19 protein-coding genes are annotated in these 25,607 nt (G+C 37.1%); 15 read left to right on the plus strand and 4 right to left on the minus strand.

Annotated elements, in window-relative coordinates; genetic code table 11:
• The 6 genes from I215_RS15965 to I215_RS12755 all read left to right on the plus strand — a co-directional run.
• Positions 1–302, plus strand: a 302-nt coding sequence (locus I215_RS15965; RefSeq protein ID WP_193362587.1) for a transposase, incomplete at its 5' end; no start/stop codon positions are given.
• Between the two features lie 199 nt (positions 303–501).
• Positions 502–1,746: a M48 family metallopeptidase gene (locus I215_RS12735; RefSeq protein ID WP_008992388.1), complete on the plus strand. Its 1,245-nt coding sequence runs from the start codon at positions 502–504 to the stop codon at positions 1,744–1,746.
• 152 nt (positions 1,747–1,898) lie between these two features.
• On the plus strand, positions 1,899–4,103 hold the full coding sequence (locus I215_RS12740; protein ID WP_008992389.1) for a RelA/SpoT family protein: 2,205 nt from the start codon (positions 1,899–1,901) through the stop codon (positions 4,101–4,103).
• 41 nt (positions 4,104–4,144) lie between these two features.
• Positions 4,145–4,588: a Fur family transcriptional regulator gene (locus I215_RS12745; protein ID WP_008992390.1), complete on the plus strand. Its 444-nt coding sequence runs from the start codon at positions 4,145–4,147 to the stop codon at positions 4,586–4,588.
• 18 nt (positions 4,589–4,606) lie between these two features.
• The gene (locus tag I215_RS12750) at positions 4,607–5,878 is read left to right on the plus strand and encodes an adenylosuccinate synthase (RefSeq protein WP_008992391.1); all 1,272 of its coding nucleotides are present in this window, start codon (positions 4,607–4,609) and stop codon (positions 5,876–5,878) included.
• A gap of 421 nt (positions 5,879–6,299) precedes the next feature.
• Positions 6,300–6,881 (plus strand): uracil-DNA glycosylase family protein, encoded by a 582-nt coding sequence (locus I215_RS12755; protein WP_008992392.1) that lies wholly within the window; start codon positions 6,300–6,302, stop codon positions 6,879–6,881.
• 9 nt (positions 6,882–6,890) lie between these two features.
• Here the strand turns inward: I215_RS12755 and I215_RS12760 are convergent, their stop codons facing one another.
• Positions 6,891–7,607 (minus strand): sulfite exporter TauE/SafE family protein, encoded by a 717-nt coding sequence (locus tag I215_RS12760; protein WP_008992393.1) that lies wholly within the window; start codon positions 7,605–7,607, stop codon positions 6,891–6,893.
• A gap of 363 nt (positions 7,608–7,970) precedes the next feature.
• On the opposite strand from I215_RS12760, the gene I215_RS12765 reads away from it, so the two are divergent.
• The 7 genes from I215_RS12765 (at position 7,971) to I215_RS12795 (ending at position 16,432) form a co-directional block, all read left to right on the plus strand.
• Positions 7,971–8,939 (plus strand): MBL fold metallo-hydrolase, encoded by a 969-nt coding sequence (locus tag I215_RS12765; protein ID WP_008992394.1) that lies wholly within the window; start codon positions 7,971–7,973, stop codon positions 8,937–8,939.
• Between the two features lie 271 nt (positions 8,940–9,210).
• Positions 9,211–10,959, plus strand: a complete 1,749-nt coding sequence (locus I215_RS12770) for an OstA-like protein (protein WP_008992395.1) — start codon at positions 9,211–9,213, stop codon at positions 10,957–10,959.
• A 12-nt stretch (positions 10,960–10,971) separates the two neighbouring features.
• A complete protein-coding gene (locus I215_RS12775; RefSeq protein ID WP_008992396.1) occupies positions 10,972–12,165 on the plus strand; it encodes an aspartate aminotransferase family protein in 1,194 nt (397 codons plus the stop codon).
• Positions 12,166–12,251: 86 nt separating this feature from the next.
• On the plus strand, positions 12,252–13,652 hold the full coding sequence (locus tag I215_RS12780) for a tetratricopeptide repeat protein (protein ID WP_040460417.1): 1,401 nt from the start codon (positions 12,252–12,254) through the stop codon (positions 13,650–13,652).
• Positions 13,653–13,686: 34 nt separating this feature from the next.
• Positions 13,687–14,604 (plus strand): DUF368 domain-containing protein, encoded by a 918-nt coding sequence (locus I215_RS12785; RefSeq protein ID WP_040460412.1) that lies wholly within the window; start codon positions 13,687–13,689, stop codon positions 14,602–14,604.
• A gap of 69 nt (positions 14,605–14,673) precedes the next feature.
• Complete coding sequence (locus I215_RS12790; RefSeq protein ID WP_040460419.1) at positions 14,674–15,696, plus strand: DUF368 domain-containing protein; 1,023 nt, start codon at positions 14,674–14,676, stop codon at positions 15,694–15,696.
• Entirely contained in the window at positions 15,689–16,432 is a 744-nt protein-coding gene (locus I215_RS12795) for a shikimate dehydrogenase family protein (RefSeq protein WP_008992400.1), read from the plus strand. Before I215_RS12790 ends, I215_RS12795 begins: the two co-directional genes overlap by 8 nt.
• A gap of 113 nt (positions 16,433–16,545) precedes the next feature.
• On the opposite strand, the gene katG is transcribed toward I215_RS12795, so the two are convergent.
• Positions 16,546–18,735 carry a catalase/peroxidase HPI gene (katG, locus tag I215_RS12800; RefSeq protein ID WP_008992401.1) on the minus strand — a complete coding sequence of 730 codons (2,190 nt, stop codon included), beginning with the start codon at positions 18,733–18,735 and terminating at the stop codon, positions 16,546–16,548.
• A 528-nt stretch (positions 18,736–19,263) separates the two neighbouring features.
• On the opposite strand from katG, the gene I215_RS12805 reads away from it, so the two are divergent.
• A complete protein-coding gene (locus I215_RS12805; RefSeq protein ID WP_008992402.1) occupies positions 19,264–21,219 on the plus strand; it encodes a DUF349 domain-containing protein in 1,956 nt (651 codons plus the stop codon).
• Between the two features lie 134 nt (positions 21,220–21,353).
• Positions 21,354–23,408, plus strand: a complete 2,055-nt coding sequence (locus I215_RS12810) for a tetratricopeptide repeat-containing sensor histidine kinase (RefSeq protein WP_008992403.1) — start codon at positions 21,354–21,356, stop codon at positions 23,406–23,408.
• 124 nt (positions 23,409–23,532) lie between these two features.
• On the opposite strand, the gene I215_RS12815 is transcribed toward I215_RS12810, so the two are convergent.
• Positions 23,533–24,198 (minus strand): RloB family protein, encoded by a 666-nt coding sequence (locus tag I215_RS12815; protein WP_008992404.1) that lies wholly within the window; start codon positions 24,196–24,198, stop codon positions 23,533–23,535.
• A complete protein-coding gene (locus I215_RS12820; protein ID WP_162131564.1) occupies positions 24,182–25,555 on the minus strand; it encodes an AAA family ATPase in 1,374 nt (457 codons plus the stop codon). Before I215_RS12820 ends, I215_RS12815 begins: the two co-directional genes overlap by 17 nt.
• Positions 25,556–25,607 lie beyond the last annotated feature (52 nt).

The following is a 25,607-nucleotide window of genomic DNA, read 5'->3' on the forward strand; positions in this document are numbered from 1 at the left end:
GATATGATTTGTGTTTTAACTTCATTCTATTATTAAATAGTCTAAATTTTTGTAGAAGTACAAATTATTTTACAGAACCGCAACTATTTTGTGAAACATTCCGTACCTATTTAAAATTCACTTTTCAATCCATAGCCGATAATTCAGATTTTACCGTAGAAGTTTTCGAGAGAGATATTAACCACATCCATTTTCTCATTCGTTACATTCCAAGGTTATCCGTTTCTCAAATTGTTCATAGGTTAAAACAAGAATCTACACGCCAGTTATGGTTGTTACATCATACCACATTAGGTCAATAGTATTGGTATCAGCGTTTACTTTGTTCAATAGGTGAAGCATCACCAGAAACAATACGTCAATACATTTTAAGCCAAGGTTAATTACTACCTTTGTCGCTTACATCCCACTGACCCTATAGGCATCAGTGGGTTTTACGCGCCGATTTATAAAAACCTATTTTTACATCAGCGAACTATAAACACAGAGGATTTACAACATATGACTGCACAAATCTTATTTTATATCATCATTGCGATTTTGATCATCGATTATTTTATCGATAGTATTATAGGCAATCTAAACGCTCAAAAATTTGATGATCCCATTCCTGAAGATTTAAAAGACGTCTATCAAAAAGAGGAATACGAAAAATCACAAGCATATAAAATGGAGAATTACCGCTTCTCCAATACCACTGGAATGTTCTCCTTAATTTTAACGTTAGGTTTTTTGATGTTAGATGGTTTTGATATGGTAGATCAATTCGCTCGAGAAACAACATCTAACCCCATTCTTATCACCCTAATCTTCTTTGGTGTAATTATTTTGGGTAGTGACATCATTACTACTCCATTTTCCTACTACCACACCTTTGTGATCGAAGAGAAATATGGCTTCAATAAATCCAGTCTAAAAACCTTCATACTGGACAAACTCAAGGGCTGGATTATGATGGCAATCATAGGAGGAGGAATACTCGCTCTAATTGTTTGGTTCTATCAAGTAGCAGGAGATAGCTTTTGGCTTTATGCTTGGGGTGTGGTGGCTGCATTTACCCTATTTATCAACATGTTTTACAGCAGAATCATCGTCCCTCTTTTCAATAAACAAAGTCCTTTGGAGGATGGAAGTTTAAAAACAAAAATACAGCAGTATGCCGCTAAAGTAGGCTTTGAGTTGGATAATATTTTTGTAATAGATGGCTCCAAGCGCTCCACCAAAGCAAACGCTTATTTTTCAGGCTTCGGAAAACAAAAAAGAATCACTCTTTATGATACCCTGATCAAAGATTTAGAAGAGGAAGAAATCGTAGCAGTACTAGCCCATGAGGTAGGTCATTATAAACGAAAACACATTATCTTCAACATTGTAGCCTCTATAGCATTAACAGGGGTGACCCTCTACATCCTTTCACTCTTTATTAGTGTACCTGTACTTTCTTTAGCAATTGGAGTTTCCAAATCTAGCTTCCATGCTGGGCTAATAGCCTTTGGAATCTTATATAGTCCAATCTCAGCGTTAACATCACTTGTTATGAATTATTTTTCAAGAAAGTTCGAATACCAAGCAGACAATTACGCTAAAGAGACTTATGCTGCACAACCACTTATAACCTCCCTGAAAAAACTCTCAAAAAACAGCTTGAGTAATTTAACCCCTCATCCAACATATGTTTTTGTTAACTATTCACACCCTACTCTACTTCAGCGATTTAAAAATTTAAAACAGGGCACTCATAAGTAACACTTGAGTTACTTATGTAAATTACTATATACTAAGGACATACAAACAATATGGTGACCACTGAATTGGTAAGGTTTCGACAATAGCCTAGACCAATAGAAACAGGCACAAAATTTGTTGTTTAATAATAAAGATTATTTTACATTTAGTCTATGAGGGTATTAGATGAAGAAAAAGAAAACAAACAGATAGCACGACAATATAAGGAGTTATTGCGCATCAGTTACCAGACGCTAAGCGATGAGGATAAAAAACTCATACGTCACGCGTTTGATACAGCAGTAGATGCACATAAGGATGTACGACGTAAGAGTGGTGAGGCCTATATATTCCATCCCATTGCCGTAGCTAAGATTGTTGCCCAACAAATCGGATTGGATGCGACAGCCATTGCTGCTGCCTTATTGCACGATGTGGTAGAAGACACTGCTTATACTCTTGAGGACATGAACGAGATGTTTGGAGAAACCGTAGCACGTATTGTCGACGGCCTTACCAAAATCTCCAAGATATCCTCCGAACAAGACATTTCTCTACAAGCAGAGAACTTCCGTAAAATGCTACTTACCCTAAATGATGATGTTCGGGTAATACTAATTAAAATAGCGGACAGACTGCACAATATGCAGACCATGGATTCCATGGCTCCGCATAAGCAGGTTAAGATAGCTTCAGAGACATTATACATTTACGCTCCTTTAGCCCATCGTATCGGGCTATATAATATCAAAACAGAGCTTGAAGACTTAGGACTCAAATACACAGAGCCAGCAGTTTATAATGAACTGGTGAGCAAAATGGAAGAGAGCCAAGAATCCCAACAAGAATACATCGAGTCCTTTAGTGAAATCATAAAAGAGAGCTTAGATGCCGAAGGATTGAATTACGTGATACGAGGACGTTCTAAATCAATATTTTCAATTCATCGCAAAATGAAAGCGCAGAACGTCAGTTTTGACGAGGTTTATGACAAATTTGCGCTTAGGATCATCTATAAAAGTGATCGGGATAATGAGAAGTTTTTAGCATGGAAGATTTATTCCATTGTAACAGATCACTTTCGTCCTAACCCTACCCGATTACGGGATTGGATTTCATCTCCAAAAGGAACAGGTTACGAGGCGCTTCACATCACAGTAATAGGCCCAAAAGGTCGCTGGGTTGAGGTGCAAATAAGAAGTGAGCGTATGCATGAGATTGCAGAAAAAGGGTATGCAGCTCACTTTAAATACAAACATGGAGACCAAAAAGAACAAGGAATAGAAAGCTGGTTGAATAAACTACAAGAGGCACTAGAAAATGCTGAAGGCAATGCGGTAGATTTTGTGGAAGAATTTAAATTAAACCTCTATTCCAAAGAAATTTTTGTCTTTACTCCCAAGGGAGAATTAAAATCCCTACCTAAGGGGGCAACACCACTAGACTTTGCCTTTAACATCCATACTGAAATTGGAGTCAAAACCAGAGGAGCTAAAGTCAATGGTAAACTAGTACCACTGAGTAGAGAATTAAAAAGTGGAGATCAAGTTGAGATTATCACCTCGGAAAGCTCCAAACCAACTGCCAACTGGCTAGACTATACTACCACAGCAAGAGCGCGATCAAAAATTAAATCTTCCTTAAAAGAAGAGAAGAAAAAAATTGGAGAAGAAGGAAAAGAGTTACTCAGACGTAAACTAAAACAACTCAAGATCACCCTTAACGAAAAAACGGTGAATGATTTGGTGGTTTACTTTAAGCTCAAAACGAGCCTAGATTTATTTTACCGAGTTGGAATCAACACAATTGATAACCAGAAGTTAAAGGAGTTTGCAGCCTCAAGAAACAATACCTTTATCAATTTCTTTAAAAACAGGATCCGCAAACCTGCCACGGCAGAGGAAATCCATAAAGAAGAGGTTACCAATAATTATGACTCCTTAGTTTTTGGTAAAGAAGAAGAAAAGCTGGACTATACTTTTTCAAAATGTTGCACGCCAATTCCAGGGGATGATGTCTTTGGTTTTATAACCGTAAATGAAGGTATTAAAGTACACACAAAGAATTGTCCAAATGCCATTAGTTTACAATCCAATTATGCCTATCGCATTATTGCAGCCAAGTGGATTGACTCCACGCAACAGGAATTTACAGTAATCATTAAATTGGAGGGGCTTGATAATTTAGGACTTGTCAACAACGTTACTAAGGTCATATCGAGCAACATGCATGTAAATATGAAAAGTATTAACTTTGAAACCGAAGGTGGAGTGTTTTCAGGCAAGATCACTGTGGAAGTAAAAAATAAAACCATATTGAAAAAATTGTTAGAAAACCTTAAAAAGATTAATGGTATCGATAAAGTAAGACGAATTTAATTTTAAACACTACATTTGTAGTTTAATTTGCAGACCTGATCATGACGACAGATAAGAATCAAGAAATCGTTAAAAATGTGTTCACTAGCTTCTTAGAGGATAACAAGCACAGGAAAACTCCTGAGCGTTATGCCATCCTACAAGAAATCTACCAAAGTGACGAACATTTTGATATCGAATCGCTCTATATCAAGATGAAGAACAAAAATTACAGGGTTTCGCGTGCAACTTTGTACAACACCATTGAATTATTATTGGAATGCCGCTTGGTTAGAAAGCATCAATTTGGTCAAAATCAGGCTCATTATGAGAAATCCTATTTTGACAAGCAACACGATCATGTTATCCTCACCGACACTGGAGAAGTGATGGAATTTTGTGATCCTCGCATACAAAACATAAAAAAAACAATAGAAGAGGTTTTTGACATTAAAATTGACAACCATTCTCTTTATTTCTACGGAACAAAAAATCAAAAAAATTAATCATTTTATTTACGGACAATGGCAGTAGATTTACTACTAGGACTACAATGGGGAGACGAAGGAAAAGGTAAAATCGTAGACGTTCTCACCAAAAACTACAATATTATTGCCCGTTTTCAAGGAGGGCCTAACGCTGGTCACACTTTAGAATTCGACGGCATCAAACACGTTTTAAGAACCATACCTTCTGGAATTTTTCACAAGGACTCCATAAATGTCATTGGCAACGGAGTGGTAATTGATCCCGTTGTATTTGTGAAGGAACTTGAAGGTCTTCAACAATTCAATATTGATTACAAATCAAAACTTATAATTTCCAGAAAGGCCCACCTAATCCTACCTACCCACCGCCTATTGGATGCCGCTTCTGAAGCATCAAAAGGAAAGGCTAAGATTGGATCTACTCTTAAAGGAATTGGTCCAACTTACATGGATAAAACAGGTAGAAATGGCCTTAGAATTGGTGATCTAGAACTGGAAGATTTCAAAGAACGCTATAGAGCATTAGCAGATAAACATCAGGCCATGATTGATTTCTACAATGTAGATATTCAATATGACCTAGATGAATTAGAAGAAGAATTTTTCCTTGCCGTAGAAGAGTTAAAAACCCTTCAATTTATCGACAGTGAAGAATACTTAAACCAAGCATTAAAAAATAATAAAACGATCCTTGCTGAGGGAGCACAAGGATCCTTATTGGATATCGATTTTGGAACTTATCCATTTGTAACCTCTTCAAACACTACTGCTGCGGGAGCTTGTACTGGACTTGGTGTAGCTCCCAATAGAATTGGTGAAGTGTTTGGTATATTTAAAGCCTATACCACAAGAGTCGGTAGCGGTCCTTTCCCGACAGAGTTATTTGATGAAGTGGGTCAAAAAATGGCAAAGATCGGAAACGAATTTGGAGCTGTCACTGGAAGACCAAGACGATGTGGCTGGCTAGATTTAGTGGCTTTAAAATACGCTGTTCAAGTTAACGGAGTAACGCAACTAATGATGATGAAAGCTGATGTATTAAGTGGTTTTGAAAAACTAAAAGTTTGTACGGCCTACAAATACAACGGAGAAACTATTGAGCACCTGCCTTACACTATCGAGCCAGAAAACCTAAGTCCTGTTTATACAGAGATGAAAGGTTGGGCTAAAGATCTTACTAAGCTTGACTCTGAGAAGGACTTTCCAAAAGAATTAAACGACTATATCGAGTTTTTAGAAAAAGAACTAGAGGTGCCTATTAAAATAGTATCTGTCGGTCCAGATAGAACACAAACCATTCATAGGTAGATTTAAAAACGAAACATCTAGGTTATATATTTTTACAAATTTAAGCACAAACCGGTTCTTTTTGGATCGGTTTTGTTTTTTAACCGTAGTTGAAAAATTAACTCCTAAAAAGTACCACTAATTCTTTGCCATTATAAACGATCATTCTCTGGATTTGGATATACGCCGAGAACTATGGAAGGATCAATGCCCATTCTGATGCTTATCTCTCGTGCAATTTTTAACGTTGGCTCACTTTTAAAACTAAAATTCAATAATTCAGGCAACCCTAATCTAAAAAATGGTCTTAATCAAGTAAATCTCCAAAAGCCAACCAATCACATCCATAAGAATTTGTAAGTAATCTATAGAAACCGAGACCATTAGAATGAACATGAGTTGCTTTATTTCAAATTAGAGCAACAAGGAAGAATTTTGATACATGAAAGACCTACTTTTTGAAATACGAAACTGCACCACCTGCAGTGGACTTTTACCCAATGCCCCAAGGCCCGTAATTAGAGCGAATAATATATCCAAAATTGTAGTGATAGGACAAGCTCCTGGACGAAAAGTCCAACAAAGTGGTATTCCCTGGGATGATGCCAGTGGAGCCAACTTAAGAGATTGGTTGGGTGTGGACAATGACACCTTTTACAACGAAGATTTGTTTGCACTTATGCCTATGGGGTTTTGCTATCCAGGCACTGGTAAATCAGGTGACTTACCACCTCGAAAAGAATGTGCACCCCTGTGGCATAGTCGATTGCTTCATGCGATGCCTGAGGCAAAGTTGATTCTTTTAATTGGCCAGTATGCTCAAAAATACTATTTACAAAAAACAGATAAAAAAAATTTAACCCAGCGAGTAAAAGACTTTCACCAGTATATGCCAAGTTATTTTCCATTACCACACCCCTCCCCCAGAAATAATTTATGGCAAAAAAAGAATCCGTGGTTTAAATCAGACTTACTACCGATCCTAAAGGCGGAAGTCGGACTAATCCTAGAGGATTCTCTCTAACAGAGAAATTTAAAAAAGCATTCCTAAAGCAGAAATACACAACAAACATAGTAATGACTTTTTAAACAAGTCCTCGTTGATGATATTGAAGGTTAATTTACCCATACTCTGGGCTAGAAGAAAAACTGGCAATATCAAAAGACTTATTTTCACATGTGAGAAATTTAAAATTCCACTTATTGCAAGTGCAGGTACCCTCACTAAGGTTACCATTCCAAAAATACCAATCATAGTCGCCCGAAATATTTTGATGGAAGAGGTTGAATTTTCAACACAAATCACATACAGTGGTCCTCCGGTAGAGAACAATCCAGAGAAAAATCCAGCCATAAAACCAAAACCAGCAATTCCTTTTCTCTTTAGTGTTAATTTTTGTCTTCCAGTAGCTACATACAATACATAAAGCAATATAAAAACACCTAAGGCGCGTTTTAAAATTAGAGGTTTTGAAAAACGAAGAACCAGCACCCCTATGACAATTCCAATAACCGTTGCAATAACCAACTGACCAATTAGCCTTCTATCGATACTATGCCATTCCCTTGGTATTAAACTAACACTTGAGAAAAAGTAAAAGATGGAAACATAAGCGATCGCATCTGTAAGCGGCATGGCAAGTAATAAAATAGGGAAGGACACCAGTGTACCTGCAAACCCAACAACTGTTTGGACGTAAAATCCAGCAAAAATCCCTGTAGCCAAACAAAAAAGAAGCGTATAATCCATAAATCGTGGTGTAAAAGTAATCATTCCTCGTGAAGATCAAAACTATCTTAAAACCCACAACACCATAAATCAAATTAAGGCTAACAACTGTAATTTACATTAGAAAAAATGTAATTTTATAGATACAACACACCAAAAGGTAATGAATTCAAAAGAGCTTAAAATTACAGGAACATTTAAGGTTCAAATTAAAGCTTTCCTAAAAGCCCTGGGCCAAGACCCCTCCTTAATTTTTAATCTATACCATACCTCAAATTTTGAATTATTATCAACTTTACCCGTTCTCTTATCTCGATAATAAAATAAAAATGAAAAAAATACGTATATAATAAAATAAGAATTAACCACCTAAAAACCAACCAAATGAATAGAAGAGAAGTTATTAAATCAACCATGTTAGTCACTGGAGGCGTCTTATCAAGTAGCTTGGTAAGTTTTACCCCATTTAAAGAATCTAATCAGCAGCAGTGTTACGCGCCACTGAGACTTGATATTGGGGATTTGGAAACCTATATTATCAATGATGGTGTTGTAAGACTTCCGAGCATTCAACCGATCTTTGCCCCTGATGTTGACAAGGAAAAATTAACCACAGAACTCAAAAGGCTCCACATTTCCGAGAATAAATTTGAAGGAAGCCTCAATGTTTTGCTCATAAAAAATGAAGGGAAATTAATTCTCCTTGACACTGGTGCAGGAGGTAAATTCGGAGAAAATGCTGGGAATTTAATTGGGGGCTTAAAAAGCATAGACATAGAAGCATCAGATATCACAGATATCATTATAACCCATGGGCATATTGATCATATAGGAGGGATTTTAGACCAACAGGACAATTTCGTTTTTCCATCTGCTCAGTACCATCTAGCCGAGAAGGAGTATGAATTTTGGATGTCAGAACAAGACAGTTCAACAAACGACCAAGGGGTACTACTGGCTCAAAAAGTTTTTAGTAAAATAGAAGACAAGTTACATTTGTTCCAATATGGTACAGTTCTTTTTTCTTGCCTAAAAACAGAACTAGCGGAAGGTCACACCAAAGGACATACCATTTTTAACATCTTTTCGGGGGAGAAATCCGTAAAGCATATTGTGGACACCTTCCATTCTCCATTTTTAGTTTCAAAACCAGAATGGGGAACGGCATGGGATACTGATTTCGACCAGGCGGTAAAGACCAGATTACGGATTATTAAAGAAGGAACGGATAACGGCACCTTATTTTTGTCTTGCCATTTACCCTGGCCTAGTTTAGGATACATCGATAAGATTAATGGAGAATCTCAATGGACTATAATTCCCTATGTGGACCCCACTAGAATTACAGTATAAGATAACATAGTCTTTAGGGTACAACATATTTATCACAGCTCAAAAGCAGTCTCTTTTTACACTTTAAAACAGCAAGGGGTTAGTAAAAGTTTGGGTTATTAGAGGGTTTAACCAAAGGCGGAACCTATAAATAGTTTATTCAGTCATTTAAAAAAAGTACAGCGTGTAAATACTGATTTTTGTAAAGTCCAATGCTTTTTCCTTAAATTCGTCAAAACATAACTTTAACTACCCTAAAAAGCATTATTTTTGATGCAAAATTAGAATCAGTTTGATTAAGACCATTTTACATATTTTCCTATTCGTATTTTGCATCCCATTAATTGCACAGACTCCTAATACACAAGGAAAAAAGAAAATTGAGATTGTATACGGAGGTGATATCAACCTAGATGAACAGCGATATCCAGGGGCTACCATTTTCAACAAGGACGAAAAGCAACAAGTACAGTTTCGTCACGAAGGAGCTGATATGTGGTGTGACCTTGCCGTTCTCTATAAGGCCGATAACAGAATCGAAGCTTATGGTAATGTCTATTTCCAACAAGGAGATTCTATTCGAATGAATAGTGCATATGTAGAGTACAATGGGGAAACAAAAATAGCCATTGCCAAGGACAGTGTTATTCTTAGGAATAACAGCATGACCCTTACCACAGATGAACTCGAATTTAACAGAGAAACACAACAGGCTTATTACGAAAACTTTGGAACAGTAAAAGACAGCGCCAACACACTTACTAGTATCAAAGGGCGTTATTATATGGATATTGACAAATACGAGTTTAAAACTGATGTCAAAATTACCCACCCTGATTACACCGTGAATTCTGCACGAATGGATTATTACACCGTTTCCAAAAATGCCTATATGTATGGTCCAAGTACAATTGTAGGTGAAGACTATAAAATGTACTTTGAACGCGGGTTTTACAATACAGTGGCCGAACAGGGGTACGGACTAAAAAATACCAGGATTGATTATAGCGAGCGCATTATCTTTGGCGATAGTTTGTATTTTGACAAAGCCACTGAATTTGCCTCCGCTACCAACAACATTAAAGTCATTGACACGGTTAATGATGGAGTATTAAGAGGACACTATGCTGAGGTTTATAAGGCAAGAGATTCTGTACTGGTAACCAAAAAAGCCTTAGCGATTACACTTTATGAAAAGGATTCCATGTATATTCACGCCGATACTCTCATGGTAACGGGTAAGGAAAACGAACGCGTAATACGAGCCTTTAGAGATGCACGTTTTTTTAAAACCGATCTAAGTGGTAAATGTGATTCCATTCACACCGATGAGAAAACAGGTTTAATTCAGCTGATTTCCTCCATCCCCCCTGGAGCTCCAGAAAACAAATTAGCTGCTTTTATGCCAATACTCTGGAGTGGTAAAACACAGATGACCGGAGATAGCATCCACATTTTATCCAATACCGTAACCGAAAAACTAGATTCCTTAAAGGTTTGGAATAACGCCTTTATCATTCAAAAGGATTCCTTAAGTGGAGTCAAATTTAAGGACAGCGTAAAACAAGGCTATAACCAAATCAAAGGAAAAACCCTTTATGGGCTATTTGAAGAAAATGAGCTAAGGGTGGTTAATATTATAAAAAATGCCGAACTCATTTATTATCTGTGGAATGACGACGATGAATTTGTCGGTATCGACAAAAGAGTTTGTGGACTCATTCAGATGATGATGGAAAACAATGAGATCGACAACACGACCTCCTTTATCAATGTAGAAGGAAAGATATATCCTGATTCAGAAATGCCCGTGAACGCCCGAAGATTTAGGGGGTTCTATTGGCGTGGCGATGAGATGATTAGCAGCGTGGAGGATCTCTTCTCACCTGAGGACAATCAAATTGAATTACCAGTTATTCGAGGAGTCAATCACGGAATTGATCTGGATAATCCAAACTTAGCTCCCCAGGAGCAACAATTAAATATAGAACAAGAGACAGTAGATGACGCTGGGGCTGCCACAGCACAGCAAGGGTCATAAAGAAAAGATATCATGAAGGAGGATTTTTTTAAACACCAAGCTCAGACAGGACCAAGCCCTCTGGCATTGGAAGTATCCCACGCAAAGGGATCCTATATTTACGACCGCAATCAAAAAGCACATTTGGATTTTGTGGCAGGGGTTTCAGCAAATACCCTTGGCCATAGCCACCCAAAGATCGTTGAGGCTGTTCAAAAACAAGCGGCATCCTATATGCATGTGATGGTATATGGAGAATACATCCAATCACCCGCAGTGCAGCTCACCAAGTTACTTAGTGAGCAGCTTCCGAAGCCTTTAGAAACTACTTATTTGGTAAATTCAGGAACAGAGGCCATGGAAGGGGCTATGAAATTAGCTAAACGTGCCACAGGAAGAAGTGGAATCATCTCGGCTTTTGGAGCTTACCACGGAAATACCCAAGGCTCATTAAGTCTTATGGATTTCCCAGAGCGCACACAAGCGTACAGACCTCTGCTTCCAGGGATTAAACACATTGGTTTCAACAACCAAGAAGACCTCCAAAAGATCACTGAGGATACCGCAGCTGTGGTCCTAGAGACCATTCAAGGAGGTGCAGGGTTTATTCAACCAGTGGATAACTACCTTAAAAAGGTAAAACAACGATGCGAGCAAGTAGGCGCACTTTTAATCCTAGATGAAATACAACCAGGATTCGGACGTACGGGTAAACTATTTGCTTTTATGCACTATGATATTGTTCCAGATATTCTAGTACTCGGAAAAGGAATGGCATCAGGAATGCCCATTGGCGCATTCACAGCTTCCTCTGACATGATGGCACTGCTTATGAAAAATCCAAAGATGGGGCACATCACTACCTTTGGTGGAAATGCTGTCATAGCAGCCGCAGCACTTGCTACACTTAAAGAGTTGACCGAATCTACTTTGCCAACCGACACCCTAAGGAAAGAAAAACTCTTTAGAACACTTTTGGTACACCCTTTGATTAAGGAAATCAGAGGTAGAGGATTAATGTTGGCTCCTATTGTTGAAAATGAACAAATTGCCAATTATGTAATCCTGGAAGCAGCCAAAAGAGGATTAATCCTATTCTGGCTTTTATTTGAAGGAAAAGCGATACGCATCACCCCTCCCCTGACCATCTCAGATCAGGAAATTAAGCAGGGATGTGCTATAATTATCGCTCTTTTAGAGAAGTGGAAAAATAATAATGTTAACTAAATTGTTAATAACAAAGGAGCTAAAAGAACAGAAAGTATCTTTATAAATCCTAACTTTATTAATGTAGAATCTAAAAATGCATGCCTATGCCATTTAGTGCTCACGAAGATCATAACCTTCCATTACAGAAATTCGAATCCATGTTGAAGACTAATGACGTGTACTTTTTCGACTCTGAAGATTTTCAGGAGATTATACACCATTATTTAAATATCGGAAAGGTATCTCTAGCTAAAAAGGCACTTCAAATAAGTTTAAAACAACATCCAGCCTCTACAGAATTAAAGCTTCTCAAGGTCGAAATTCTCGTTTTTGAAAATCATTTTGACCAAGCAGAGAACCTTTTAGAAGAGTTACAGTTCTTAGAGTCCACCAATGAGGAGATTTTTATTCAGAAAGCGAATATATATTCCAAACAAGACAAACACTCAAAGGCCATCGAGCTTTTAAGCCAAGCAATTTCTATGACCAATGACAACTCCAGCATCTATTCTCTACTTGGAATGGAATACCTGTTTGTGGATGATTTCTTGTCCGCGAAAAACGCTTTTATACAGTGTCTTTCAGAAGATTTTGAGGATTATGGAGCCTTGTATAACGCTGTCTATTGTTTTGATTACTTAGAAGATTATGATGGGGCAATTGAATTCTTAAATGACTATTTAAATAAAAACCCTTATTGTGAGATAGCATGGCATCAATTAGGAATGCAATTTGGTTACAAAGGAAGACACAAGGAAGCCCTATCGTGTTTTGATTTTGCAGTTTATTCGGACGATACCTTTGTGGGAGCCTATTTAGAGAGAGGACGTTCCCTTGAACGTTTAAAACGTTACAATGAGGCCATTGAGAACTACGAAATTACCCTAGAATTAGAAGACCCTACCTCTTTTGCTTACCTTAGAATTGGTAAGTGTCATCAGAGGTTAGGTAATATGGAACTTGCCAAAAAGTTTTATTACAAAACAGTGTATGAAGATCCGCTTTTAGATAAAGGTTGGATCGCAATCACGGATTTTTATTACAAACAAAAGAACTACGAAAAAGCCTTACACTACATCAACAAGGCTATAAACATCGACAGTGAAAACGTACTTTACTGGAAGCGATGTGCTAAAATAAATGCGCACATGTCACTTTATATCGAAGCAAGTCACGCCTATAAAAAAACCTTAGAATTAGGAAATTACGAGCTTCAGACATACCTATCCTGGACAGATTTAATGTTGGAGCATTATGACTATGATGTAGCTGTAAATTACCTCTTACAGGCCTTGGAGTTCTACCCTGACCACGCTGATCTCGAGTACCGATTAGCCGGGATGTATTATATGCTAAAAGAGCAGTCTAACGGGGATTTTTACTTAAAAAAAGCACTCGAGCACAATTTCGAAGAAAAGGAAACCATGGAAATATTATTTCCTGAGGTTTACAATCAAGAGGCTGTAAAAAATATTATTAGCAGTTTTAAAAACCCCTCTACTTAATTTTACTATTTTTGTTCGCCTAAGAACATTAATAATGCAGAGATCATTTATTAACTACCTCATAATATGCCTTAAGGGAATTGCGATGGGAGCAGCAGATGTTGTACCAGGCGTTTCTGGTGGAACCATTGCTTTTATTTCAGGAATTTACGAAGAGCTTATCACCTCCATTAACAACATCAACCTCCAAGCACTTAAAATCCTAAAAACAGAAGGGATAAAAAAAGCTTGGCAGCATGTCAATGGGAACTTTATGGCAGCTTTATTTTTAGGGATTGGGATCAGTATACTTTCATTAGCCAAATTAGTACATTACCTATTGGATGAAAACCCAATTATGGTTTGGTCCTTTTTCTTTGGGCTAGTGGTTGCCAGTATCATTTTTGTCGGAAAACAAATCAAAGTTTGGGATATAAAAGCTATAGTAGGCTTCGCAGCAGCAGCCATCCTAGCCTATTACATTACAACACTACCGGCTATGACTCAGCATGGTGGATACTTTTATATGTTTATTTCAGGAGCACTAGCAATTTGTGCTATGATACTCCCTGGAATATCTGGAGCCTTTATTTTAGTGCTACTTGGATCCTATGGAACCATTCTTGGAGCTATAAGTACCTTCGATATTAAAACCATCGCAGTATTTATACTTGGAATTATTGTTGGAATTTTGAGCTTTGCCAGACTACTTAAATACCTATTTACACATTATGAAAACCTCACCTTAGCCATCTTAACTGGTTTTATTCTAGGATCCTTAAACAAAATATGGCCTTGGAAAATGGTGACTGAAATCAAGAAAATCGGTGACAAAACTATAGTGCTCGATAAAAGCACAAGTCCATTTAATTACGATGGTGATCCACAAATACTGTGGGCTGTCGGCCTTGCAGTTATTGGATTTTTAACTATCTTTTTATTAGAAAAAGTAGCCACTGTAAAGAACAACTAAAAGCTCAGACCAATTCATTAACCTTAAAAAAACCACTAAAGGTATCTAGAAAAACCAAAACACGTTAAAATGATACAACCCACTAGGACACTGTCGGATAAATTCTTTCTATTTATAAAGGGATTAGCGATGGGTGCCGCAAATAAAGTGCCAGGCGTATCAGGTGGTGTTGTCGCATTTGTAGCTGGGTTCTATGAGGAGTTTATCTATTCTTTTCAAAAGGTTAATTTAAAAGCACTAAAACTACTTTTAAATGGACGGTTTAAAAGCTTTTACAATTATATAAATGGGCGATTCCTAACCCTACTTCTTTCAGGTATGGTGGTAAGCTTTTTTAGTGTTTCTAAAATACTAGATTATTTTATCCAACAAAAGGAACTCTACGTTTGGGCCGCATTTTTTGGAATGATCCTCGGCTCAATTTACTATATCGCTAAAGATTTTGATTATTGGCACCGAAAAACGATCCTCTTCTGTATTATTGGAATTGCCGTTGGTGCCTCGTTGAGTTACTTAAACCCAGCCAAAGAAAATGACAATTTATTATTTGTTTTCTTCTGTGGTATTATCAGTGTATCGGGAATGACTCTACCAGGTCTCTCTGGGTCCTTTATACTGATACTTGTCGGAAATTATGTTCTTCTTTTAGTGGATTCGGTAAACGCACTTTATGACACTTTAGTGAATTTAGTTCAATGGAATTTAGAACCCATCCAAAGCCCAGGACGCATTCGCCTTTTAAAGATTTTGGCGATATTTACTCTTGGTTCAGTTATAGGACTGGTGAGTCTATCGCACTTGCTTAGTTATGTATTAAAGAACTTCAAAAACAGAACCACTGCCATTATCCTAGGATTCATTATAGGTTCCTTAGGAGTGGTATGGCCATGGAAACAAAACATATACAAATATAGCCCTGATGGTCAAGTCTTACTGGATTCCTCGGGTGAAAAAATAATTGCAAATTACCAGCGGTATATGCCGAGTTTTGATTCTTTTGAGACTTGGATTGCCATTGGATTTATTATTTTTGGAATTGCCATCGTATTATGGCTAGAATGGTATGGACAAAAAACAAGAACTAATGAGTAGAAAATTTGGACTCCTTGGAAGAAATATCTCCTATTCCTTTTCAAAAGGCTATTTCACAGAAAAGTTTAAAACCTTAGGACTTGATGACCATAGCTACGTAAACTTTGATGTCCCAGAAATAGAAGACATCGTAGCTATTGTAAAAAATACAGAGGACTTAGTGGGCTTTAATATTACCATACCATATAAAGAAGCCATATTTCCTTATTTAAGCGATGTGGATCCAAAAGCTAAAGCCATTGGAGCCATTAATGTAGTAAAAGTCCAAGAAAGTGGTCTTAAAGGTTTCAACACTGATGTGATTGGTTTTCAGCGCTCCATAGCTCCGCACCTAAAGAGCGGACATAAAAAGGCACTTATTCTTGGCACTGGTGGTGCATCTAAGGCCGTAGTACATGCTCTAAGTTCATTAGGTCTAAGCTGTCAACTGGTCTCTAGAACCGCTGGGGAAGACAAATGGAGTTACGAGCAATTGGACAAAGAGATCATGGAGCAGTATACGGTGATTGTTAATTGCACACCACTGGGAACTTTTCCAAATATTGAAGACAAACCCGACATTGCTTACCAATACATTACGGAGGCTCATTTGGTATATGATCTTATTTACAACCCAGAAACGACGAGCTTTATGAAGCACGCCCAAGACAAAGGAGCTACGGCTCTTAACGGTCATCAAATGCTAAAACTTCAAGCAGAAGCGGCTTGGGAAATTTGGAATGACACCACCAAGTAAGCACTTAAAAAATCACTAGAAGTCATAGGGTCATACCCAAAAATTAAAGCATAAAAAATCCGAGGTCTTTTACCACCCCGGATTTTATATAATTAATTGTTATGATCTGCTTGTTAGATCAGTTCGTAACGATCAAGATTCATCACTTTAGTCCATGCACGAGCAAAGTCATTAACAAACTTAACTTCTGCATCGGCACTACCATAAACCTCAGCTAGAGCACGAAGTTCAGAGTTCGACCCGAAGATTAGATCTGCCCTTGTGGCTGTATACTTAAGTTCACCTGTACTACGATCACGACCTTCAAAGAGTTCTTCATCTTCAGAAACAGGTTCCCAAACTGTTCTCATATTCAAAAGATTCACAAAGAAATCATTAGTTAATGTCTCTGGGCGATCGGTAAATATTCCGTGTTTAGAACCATCGTAATTGGTGTTCAAAGCACGCATTCCTCCGACTAGAACTGTTAACTCAGGAGCCGTTAAATTAAGAAGATGTGCCTTATCGACGAGCAATTCTTCTGTAGAGACTTTAAATTTCGTTCTTCTATAGTTTCTAAACCCATCAGCAGCTGGTCTTAGGTATTCAAATCCAAGAATCTCTGTTTGCTCCTGAGAAGCATCCATACGTCCTGGAGTGAATTCAACTGTGAGATCATGACCAGCTTTTTTGGCTGAAATTTCAATACCAACACTACCTCCTAAGACAATAAGATCCGCTAGCGAAACTTTCTTACCAGAGGTTTGTGAAGCGTTAAATTCTTTTTGAATATTTTCCAACACATTCAATACTTTACTAAGCTGAGCAGGATTATTCACTTCCCAGTCTTTCATAGGAGCTAAACGAATTCTGGCACCATTGGCACCTCCACGCTTATCCGAACCACGGAAACTTGAAGCAGAAGCCCAAGCCGTAGATACTAGCTCAGGAATTGTCAATCCAGATTCAGCAATTTTTTGTTTTAAAGCATCTACATCGGCTTGTTCCACTAGCGGGTGATCAACCGCTGGAATTGGATCTTGCCAAATCAATTCTTCTTTAGGTACTTCAGGACCTAAATATCGGCTAGTCGGCCCCATATCACGGTGAGTAAGCTTAAACCATGCACGAGCAAAAGCATCTGCAAACTCATCAGGATTTTCATAAAAATGCCTTGAGATTTTACCGTACTCAGGATCCATTCTTAGTGAAAGGTCCGTGGTGAGCATTGTCGGTCTGTGTTTCTTATTAGGGTCATGTGCATCAGGGGTGTTTTCTTCTGCATCCCTTGCAATCCACTGTCTTGCTCCTGCTGGGCTAATATGTGGATCCCACTCATATTCAAATAAGTTTCTAAAGAAGCTATTATCCCACTCCGTAGGTGTTTGCGTCCAAGTAACTTCAGGTCCTCCACCAATGGCATGAGCCCCTACTCCTGTTCCAAAGCTATTCTTCCATCCAAGTCCTTGTTGTTCTATAGGCGCAGCCTCAGGCTCTGGTCCCACGTTACCTTTAGCTGGTGCAGCACCGTGAGTTTTCCCAAAGGTATGCCCTCCAGCAATAAGCGCTACAGTCTCATAATCATTCATTGCCATCCTTCCGAATGTCTCTCGTATATCAACTGCAGCCGCGAGTGGATCCCAGTTTCCATCTGGACCTTCTGGATCTACATAAATAAGCCCCATCACCACTGCTGCCAATGGGTCTTCTAAATCTCTCTCCCCAGTGTATCTCTCATCAGTCAACCATGTTTTTTCAGATCCCCAGTAAACGTCCTCAGCTGGTTCCCACACATCGACACGTCCAGCTGCAAAACCAAAGGTTTCAAAGCCCATAGTCTCCAAAGCCACGTTCCCACAAAGTACAATTAAATCTCCCCAAGAAATCTTTCTACCATACTTTTGTTTCACAGGCCAAAGAAGTCGTCTTGCCCTATCTAAGAGTACGTTATCAGGCCAACTGTTCAGCGGAGCAAAGCGTTGTTGAGCTGTACCAGACCCTCCTCTACCATCACCTACTCTATAAGTTCCAGCACTGTGCCAAGCCATACGAACAAATAGCCCACCATAGTGACCAAAATCCGCTGGCCACCAATCCTGAGAATCGGTCATCAGTTCTCTTAAATCTTGTTTTAGGGCTTCGAAGTCTAAGCTTTCAAATTCTTTTTTATAATCAAAATCCTCACCCATTGGATTGGAAAGCGATGAATTTTGACGAAGTATATTCATGCGAAGTTTGTTTGGCCACCAGTGGCTACTGCCAGTTTGATTTAAATTACCACTTAAAAAAGGACAGGATCCATTGGACTTATCCTTGCCATTCATGTTCTCCATTTTACGTTCATTTTAAGTTACACATTAATTTTTTTACACCGCTAAGATCGGATTCCTTTCAATCGATAAACTATAACATTAATCTATATAATTTATTAAACCATAGGCTATTTCAATAGTTTCGATTTTAACAAATCAATATTTTATAAATAGTTGTTACAAAAATACCTTTGTAAAATACATACTTTTTTACAATATTCATAATATTGAGTCCTTACCATTTAGAAATATGAAAACAACTATTGCTGTCATGAATTTTAATTAAAAAAAGGAAAAATAACCTGTTAAATTCCATATAGAATCGGCCATGAAACTTTTACGTCTTCAAAGTTGTAAAGGGTGAAATTAACCTTTAAAAATTCTTCGGTAAAAATATGCAAATCACTGTGGTAGAACCATCAAACAAGGCCACCCTAAGCAATTAAATATTTCACACTTCCTAACAAAATTCTTGGCTAATTTCAGACTTGTTAGTATCTTTCAACATCAAAGCATTGATGAACCATAAACATTTAGATAATGTTAGACGAAAAAAATGATAACCTGCAAGATGCAGATGGAGAGAAAAACCAAGAAACCACAGTAGAATCAACATCGCAGCCACAAGAAACCCAGCAAGATCAGCCGGCTAATGAACCAGAGAATGCCGCCGATCTGCCAGAGCAGAAAACAGAAGATGATGATGCCCATACTGAAATTGACCAATCCAACGCAGAAGATGCCGAGGATGAGGGCAATAAAGATCGTCATGAAATCCCACTTTTGGACTATCATGCAATGAGTATGGAAAAGCTTGTTGAGGAGCTCGATAAATTAGTTAACAAACAACGTGTTCAAGCTATAAAAACCCATGTTGACCAGATCAAATCAGAGTTCGACCTAAAGTATCAAGATTTATACGAACAAAAGAAAGATGATTTTATTGAAAATGGTGGAAATGAAATTGATTTCTATTACGTCTCCCCTGCCAAAAAGGAGTTCAATGAAATCTATGGCACCTATAGAGAAAAGCGCAATCAATACTACAAAAGTCTTGAGGAACGTTTAAATAATAATCTGGAGAACCGCCAACAAATTATAGAAGAGCTAAAAGGGCTTATTAATGTCGAGGAAAATATCAACGATACTTACAAGCATTTTAAAAACCTCCAAGATCGCTGGAGGAATGCAGGCCCAATTCCAAGGGTTCAATACAATGATGTTTGGCGCACCTATCACCACCATGTAGAGCGATTCTATGACTTTTTAGATCTAAATCGAGAACTCAGAGACCTTGACTTTAAAAAGAATCTAGAAGAGAAGCTTAAAATAATTGAACAAGCAGAAGCCCTAGCTGAAATTCCTGATGCTAATAAGGCTTTTAGAGAACTTCAAATCCTTCATAAAATCTGGAAGGAAGATTTAGGTCCAGTGGATAGGGAACATCGAGAAAATATATGGGAGCGATTCAGTGCAGCTACCAAAACCATTCATCACAAGAGACAGGAGTACTTTAAAAATCAAGATGAGATCCACGAGGTTAATTTGGCGGCCAAACAAGAAATCATCAAGAAGATTAAAGCCATCACGGAACGCCCACCACATAATCATGGCGGATGGCAAAAATTGATCAAAGAAATTGAGGCACTTCGGGAGGAGTTTTTCAATGCAGGCCGTGTTCCATATAAAGACAATGAAAGAACTTGGTCTGAATTTAAAGGAGCCGTGCGTCGATTCAACCGCAGTAAAAACGAATACTATAAAAGCCTTAAAAAGTCTCAGCATGTCAATTTAGAGAAGAAAATGGAATTGGTAAAAATTGCCGAGCAAAACAAGGATAGTGAAGATTTCGATCAGACCACTCCACTTATGAAAAGAATACAAGCGGATTGGAAAAAGATTGGCCATGTTCCAAGAAAGTATTCTGATAAAATATGGAATGAGTTTAAGTCCGCATGTAACCATTACTTTAATCGCCTTCACGAGGCTAAGAATGAATATATTAAAGACGAACTCCAAGCCTTTGAAAAGAAACAGAATTTTATGGATAGCCTAAAAGGTTACCAATTATCTGGGGATAAGGAAAAGGACTTAGAGCAAATCAAAAGCTTTATCGCGGATTGGAAATCCATAGGAAGGGTACCAAAGAACAAGAAAAACATCGAAGGCAAGTTTAACAAGGTTTTGGATGGACTGTTTAAAAAACTAAATCTAGGAAAACAAAAGTCAGAGCTTATTAAATATGGCAATAAAGTAGACCAGCTAGCAAATTCTGATAATGAGAACCTCATTCAAAACGAACGCATCTTTATTCGAAGAAAAATAGATGAAGTGAAATCAGAGATTCGACAATTGGAAAACAATTTACAATTTATTAATGCTGATGACAACAATCCTATTGTGATGGATGTGCGTAAAAATATCCAGAAACATCATGAGGATCTCGATCTTTGGAAAGCAAAACTTAAAGAAATTAAAAATATCTCACTGGATTAGTTCTCGAACACTACCAGTAAACGAACCATAAACAAGAACTTATTACTAAAAATAAAAACAAAGAATCATTATACATCCTAAGATCAGTAAAAGCATTAAAATGCAGTATAATTGAGCTCTTTACACGTCCCTGAATGGTACAAAAAATCCTATCCATTTGGTTATTCTGTTTGATTTGTACAGGTTACAGTAATGCCCAACACAAACGATTAGATAGCCTACAAAGCCTTATACAAACTTATTCCAATCTCCCTTTGGAAAAAAGGAAGGATAGCTCATACATCGATCTAATCAACCAATACAGCCTATCGAATTACTATGTCAATAAGGATAGTATATATTATTATGCAAATGAAAGTTTAGCATTATCTAAATCCATTGGTTACACAAAGGGAGAAATCGAGGCACTTATCAATATCGCCTTTTATGAAAGTGAGCTTGGCCGTCAAGCCAATGCCATTAATATTGCTAAGCAGGCTCTTAAAAAGGCAGAGCAAATCCAAAGTCTGTATTATCTTCTAATTTGTTATAGCAATATTTCCACCTTTTATGAATACAGTGGAGACATTCAAAATTCGGTGGAATACAGTCTTAGTGCAATTTACTTAGCTAAGCAAAAAGAAGACAAAACCGATGCAGAGATTTCATATTTGAGTTTGATATATGAAAACCTGGGGATTACCTACGGACTTCAACGAGAATACAAGAAAGCATTAGAGTTTCTTGACAAAGCCCAGGAAATAAATATACAAACCAACAATATTGTTGCCCAAGCAGAGACCATGAGTAACATGGCTAGTTTTCAGTTAAAAACCAAAGAATTTGAGAAGGGGTTAAAAAATATAAATGCTAGCATACCTATTTTTGAAAAGGAAGGTTATCATGACTGGCTTGCCTATGCTTTAAAAGTGAAGGGGCAGCTTTATGTGGAGATCAAGGACTATGAAAGAGCATTAAACATCTTTATGCGATCTTTGAATCTCTATGAAAACATAGAGGACAAAAGGGAAAAGACCTCTTTATTAAACGGAATTGCAAGAACATACCTGGGAATTAACGAATACGATCTAGCACAACACTATGCTGATCAGGCCTTAAAAAATGCGCAACAATTAAATTCGTTTGAAGATCTTAAAGAGGTTTCAAAAACTCTGTATTTGCTTCATAAGAAATTAGGGGAATTTGAACCTGCTCTTAAATATCATGAAGAATTCAAACGATACAATGACAGTATCTTTAATTTAGAAAATTCCAAAAGTATTGCCGCTAATGAGGCTCAATTGGATTTAATAGCTAAAGAAAATCAGCTCATCCTACAAAACGAACAGAAGCTAAACAGACAACGCCTGTGGATGTATGTGTACTCTTTTGGTGGTATGGTCCTACTTACCATCTTGTTTTTTACCCAACGAAGTAGAAAGCTAGAGCGAAAACTCAATAGCCTGCTGGCCAATAAAAACTTTGATTTAAAAAAGAGGGAGCGGGAACTTCAAGAGCTCAATGAAACCAAAAACAAATTCTTCTCAATTATTGCCCATGATCTTCGTGCTCCTATTGCCTCTTTAAACGGTCTGATAGACCTATTAAAAGACAATCAGATCAAAGCGAAGGATTTTATCCAATTTGCTCCGCAGCTAAGTGAACAAGTCAAGAGTATCTCATTTACATTAAACAACCTTTTGATTTGGGGGCAAGCGCAAATGAAAGGTGCAAAATCCAGACCAGAACCATGTGACCTTGGGAAATTAGCCCAGCAGAATGTTCAGCTTCTCAGCGAGCAAGCTCTAAAGAAACAGATTGATATTCAACAAAGAATCGCCCCAAAATCCATTGTCTATGTCGATAAAGAGCAGATCAACCTTGTCTTTAGAAATATCATTAATAACGCCATAAAGTTTACCGAGAACAACGGTAAGATTTACATTCAAGCCAAAGAAACAGCCAATCAATACCAAATTGCGATTAGCGATAATGGTGTGGGAATAGATCCAGAATTCATCAACGATTTAACTTCTGATAAAACTACATTCAACACCACCTACGGTACCCAAAACGAAAAAGGCACAGGACTAGGTCTAAATCTTTGTAAAGAAATGATTGTCAAAAACAGAGGAAAACTTTGGATTAAATCTGAACTTGGCAAAGGCAGCACCTTCTATTTCACCCTTCCTAAGGATGTAGAGGTGTAGTGTCTTGAAAAATTAATCCATCAACAGGATTAGACCAGCTTTTATTGGTCAATTTAGAAACCAATGTAGTTTTGAGATAACTACCAAAAAAGATTTAAGGCAATAAATCTCCCTGAAAGAACTCCTATATTTTGCTCTTAATTAACCTGATTTTTTCAGCTAAAATGGTCATTATACTAGTTCCGAGATGATATACTTCAGTATACCCCGAATCTAATATATTCTTATTCTTTTCGTGAGCTGTTTTAGCATTATGGGTGGCCTCTTCAATGAAAATCGGATGTCTTCTCGAGTCAAATCCTCCACTAATAATCTGATTTACTAAAGTTTTCCAATTATTACAAGTATCTGGGATGCCATCAGGCAATTCACTATTTTGATGAAAATAAAGCCAAACTTCAAAACAAGGATTACTTTCAGCTACAAACCAATTTTGCTTTTTACTACATTCAGATTTAATTTCAACAATCTGTTCAACTCTACTGTTATCTTTATCTGGATCTGTATCAATCACAATCCATACTTCATCTCCCTCAATTATATTATACTTAGGTTTATTTCCGTTTTTTCCTGTCGGACATGTAGAGTTAATTGCTATTTCAAATAAACCTTCTGGAGAATTATTGTCTTCAGGAGTGATTTGATGAACTTCTATATTAATTCTTGAATCCTTCTCTTTAAAATACTTGAAGTAATCATATTCTCGACGGCGACCCTCACAAAAAATATAAATTGACTTTGCATCCCTGCTAGGTGGAGTACGTTCAAAAAGCCTATTGGTTAATATCATAATCCACCCAATTTAGATCTTTCAAGTTACTTAAAAACGGAATTGAACCATATCTTCCATTTAGATATCCTTTACGGATATCTATTGTTTTATGTTCTTTAAAATCACTTAAAGAATAAATATCTGTAGCTCCTTCAAAATCCTTTTCAGAGAACCATATCTCATCTTGTCTAAAGATACTTTGATCTAGTAAATTTGACTCATGTGTAGTGAATATTAACTGCCCTTTAGTTTCTTCTTGTTCGGAAAACTTACGAATCAGTTCTTTTATTAATAAAGGATGGATACTTCTTTCTATTTCATCTACAAAAATAACTTTGTCATCGAACAAAATATTTTTAAACGCAGGAACAAAATCTAATAACCTAACTGTTCCGTCCGACTCTTCTTCTAACGAAAAAGTCTTAGTAAGGTTATTTGCCACGTGTTCTAACTCCAATGTTTTCACAATGTAATCATCGCCTTCTTTTGCAACAATAATCTCTTCTCCTCGCCTTGTTCGTAAACCAATTATTTTATTCTTGGATTTCTCTAATCTTGTTATTAAGTCCTCAATTTCATTAGAATTATCCTGCCCGAAAAAATCATGAATATTAGTTTTTTCAGTATATAGAGACTTTATACCTATGTTAAAGGTACGCATTAAATCTTCCGCAAACTCCTTAAACGAATTGTCTTTATCAATCCTATGAGCTAATGCGACTGGTTTAGAATCTGGTGTAATTATTTGTAAAGTTTCTTCAAACCAAGCAAAAGCATTTTTAATTTCTCTTAGGTTCTCATTTTCTCGGTTAGCCAATAATTTTAATATTGGTTTGTCTACCCTAACAAATTCTTCGATTAAGACTTCCTTTATTACCTTGCTTTTTTCATCTTTTTCAAAATCGGAAGAGAATTTTATTTGAGTTTTCTTATTTTCCATCTTACGTTCAAATAGAAGTAAATCATCTTTTTTTCCAAGACCTGAAATATACAGTTCTTCGGTAACTATCTTACCATCTTCTATTTCCAGCCCATACAAAAAACCACTTCCATTTTGAATAAACTCAATTACTAAAACTTGCTTTTTATCATCTGTAAATTTGAAGCTATTGTTTCTATATGCAAATGGAATATCCTCATGGGTAACAAGTCTTTTTAAATAATCTAATGATTTAATTAAGTTCGACTTTCCAGAACCATTTGCACCATAAATAGAAGATAACTTAAGCACTTCAAATCCCTCTCTACTATATATATGAAAGTTCAATGTTTTTAGTCTACTATTTGGAATAGTAGTAAATTCCTTACGTTTACCGAATGAAAACATATTCTCTAAAACAAATCTTACCAGCATACTCGTGAAAATTTCACGCAATTTAAGGATCTTTTATTAATTAACAATATATTTCGTGAAAATTTCACGAGTC

Source organism: Galbibacter marinus (assembly GCF_000300875.1).
Lineage (GTDB): Bacteria > Bacteroidota > Bacteroidia > Flavobacteriales > Flavobacteriaceae > Galbibacter > Galbibacter marinus.

Bases quoted from the DNA above. Each gene is read 5' to 3' on its own strand.
- I215_RS12765 (WP_008992394.1), top strand. From the start codon at position 7,971: ATGAATAGAAGAGAAGTTATTAAATCAACCATGTTAGTCACTGGAGGC.
- I215_RS12760 (WP_008992393.1), bottom strand. From the start codon at position 7,607: ATGGATTATACGCTTCTTTTTTGTTTGGCTACAGGGATTTTTGCTGGA.
- I215_RS12750 (WP_008992391.1), top strand. From the start codon at position 4,607: ATGGCAGTAGATTTACTACTAGGACTACAATGGGGAGACGAAGGAAAA.
- I215_RS12790 (WP_040460419.1), top strand. From the start codon at position 14,674: ATGATACAACCCACTAGGACACTGTCGGATAAATTCTTTCTATTTATA.
- I215_RS12780 (WP_040460417.1), top strand. From the start codon at position 12,252: ATGCCATTTAGTGCTCACGAAGATCATAACCTTCCATTACAGAAATTC.
- I215_RS12775 (WP_008992396.1), top strand. From the start codon at position 10,972: ATGAAGGAGGATTTTTTTAAACACCAAGCTCAGACAGGACCAAGCCCT.
- katG (WP_008992401.1), bottom strand. From the start codon at position 18,735: ATGAATGGCAAGGATAAGTCCAATGGATCCTGTCCTTTTTTAAGTGGT.
- I215_RS12735 (WP_008992388.1), top strand. From the start codon at position 502: ATGACTGCACAAATCTTATTTTATATCATCATTGCGATTTTGATCATC.
- I215_RS12815 (WP_008992404.1), bottom strand. From the start codon at position 24,198: ATGATATTAACCAATAGGCTTTTTGAACGTACTCCACCTAGCAGGGAT.
- I215_RS12795 (WP_008992400.1), top strand. From the start codon at position 15,689: ATGAGTAGAAAATTTGGACTCCTTGGAAGAAATATCTCCTATTCCTTT.
- I215_RS12805 (WP_008992402.1), top strand. From the start codon at position 19,264: ATGTTAGACGAAAAAAATGATAACCTGCAAGATGCAGATGGAGAGAAA.
- I215_RS12745 (WP_008992390.1), top strand. From the start codon at position 4,145: ATGACGACAGATAAGAATCAAGAAATCGTTAAAAATGTGTTCACTAGC.
- I215_RS12810 (WP_008992403.1), top strand. From the start codon at position 21,354: ATGGTACAAAAAATCCTATCCATTTGGTTATTCTGTTTGATTTGTACA.
- I215_RS12785 (WP_040460412.1), top strand. From the start codon at position 13,687: ATGCAGAGATCATTTATTAACTACCTCATAATATGCCTTAAGGGAATT.
- I215_RS12740 (WP_008992389.1), top strand. From the start codon at position 1,899: ATGAGGGTATTAGATGAAGAAAAAGAAAACAAACAGATAGCACGACAA.
- I215_RS12755 (WP_008992392.1), top strand. From the start codon at position 6,300: ATGAAAGACCTACTTTTTGAAATACGAAACTGCACCACCTGCAGTGGA.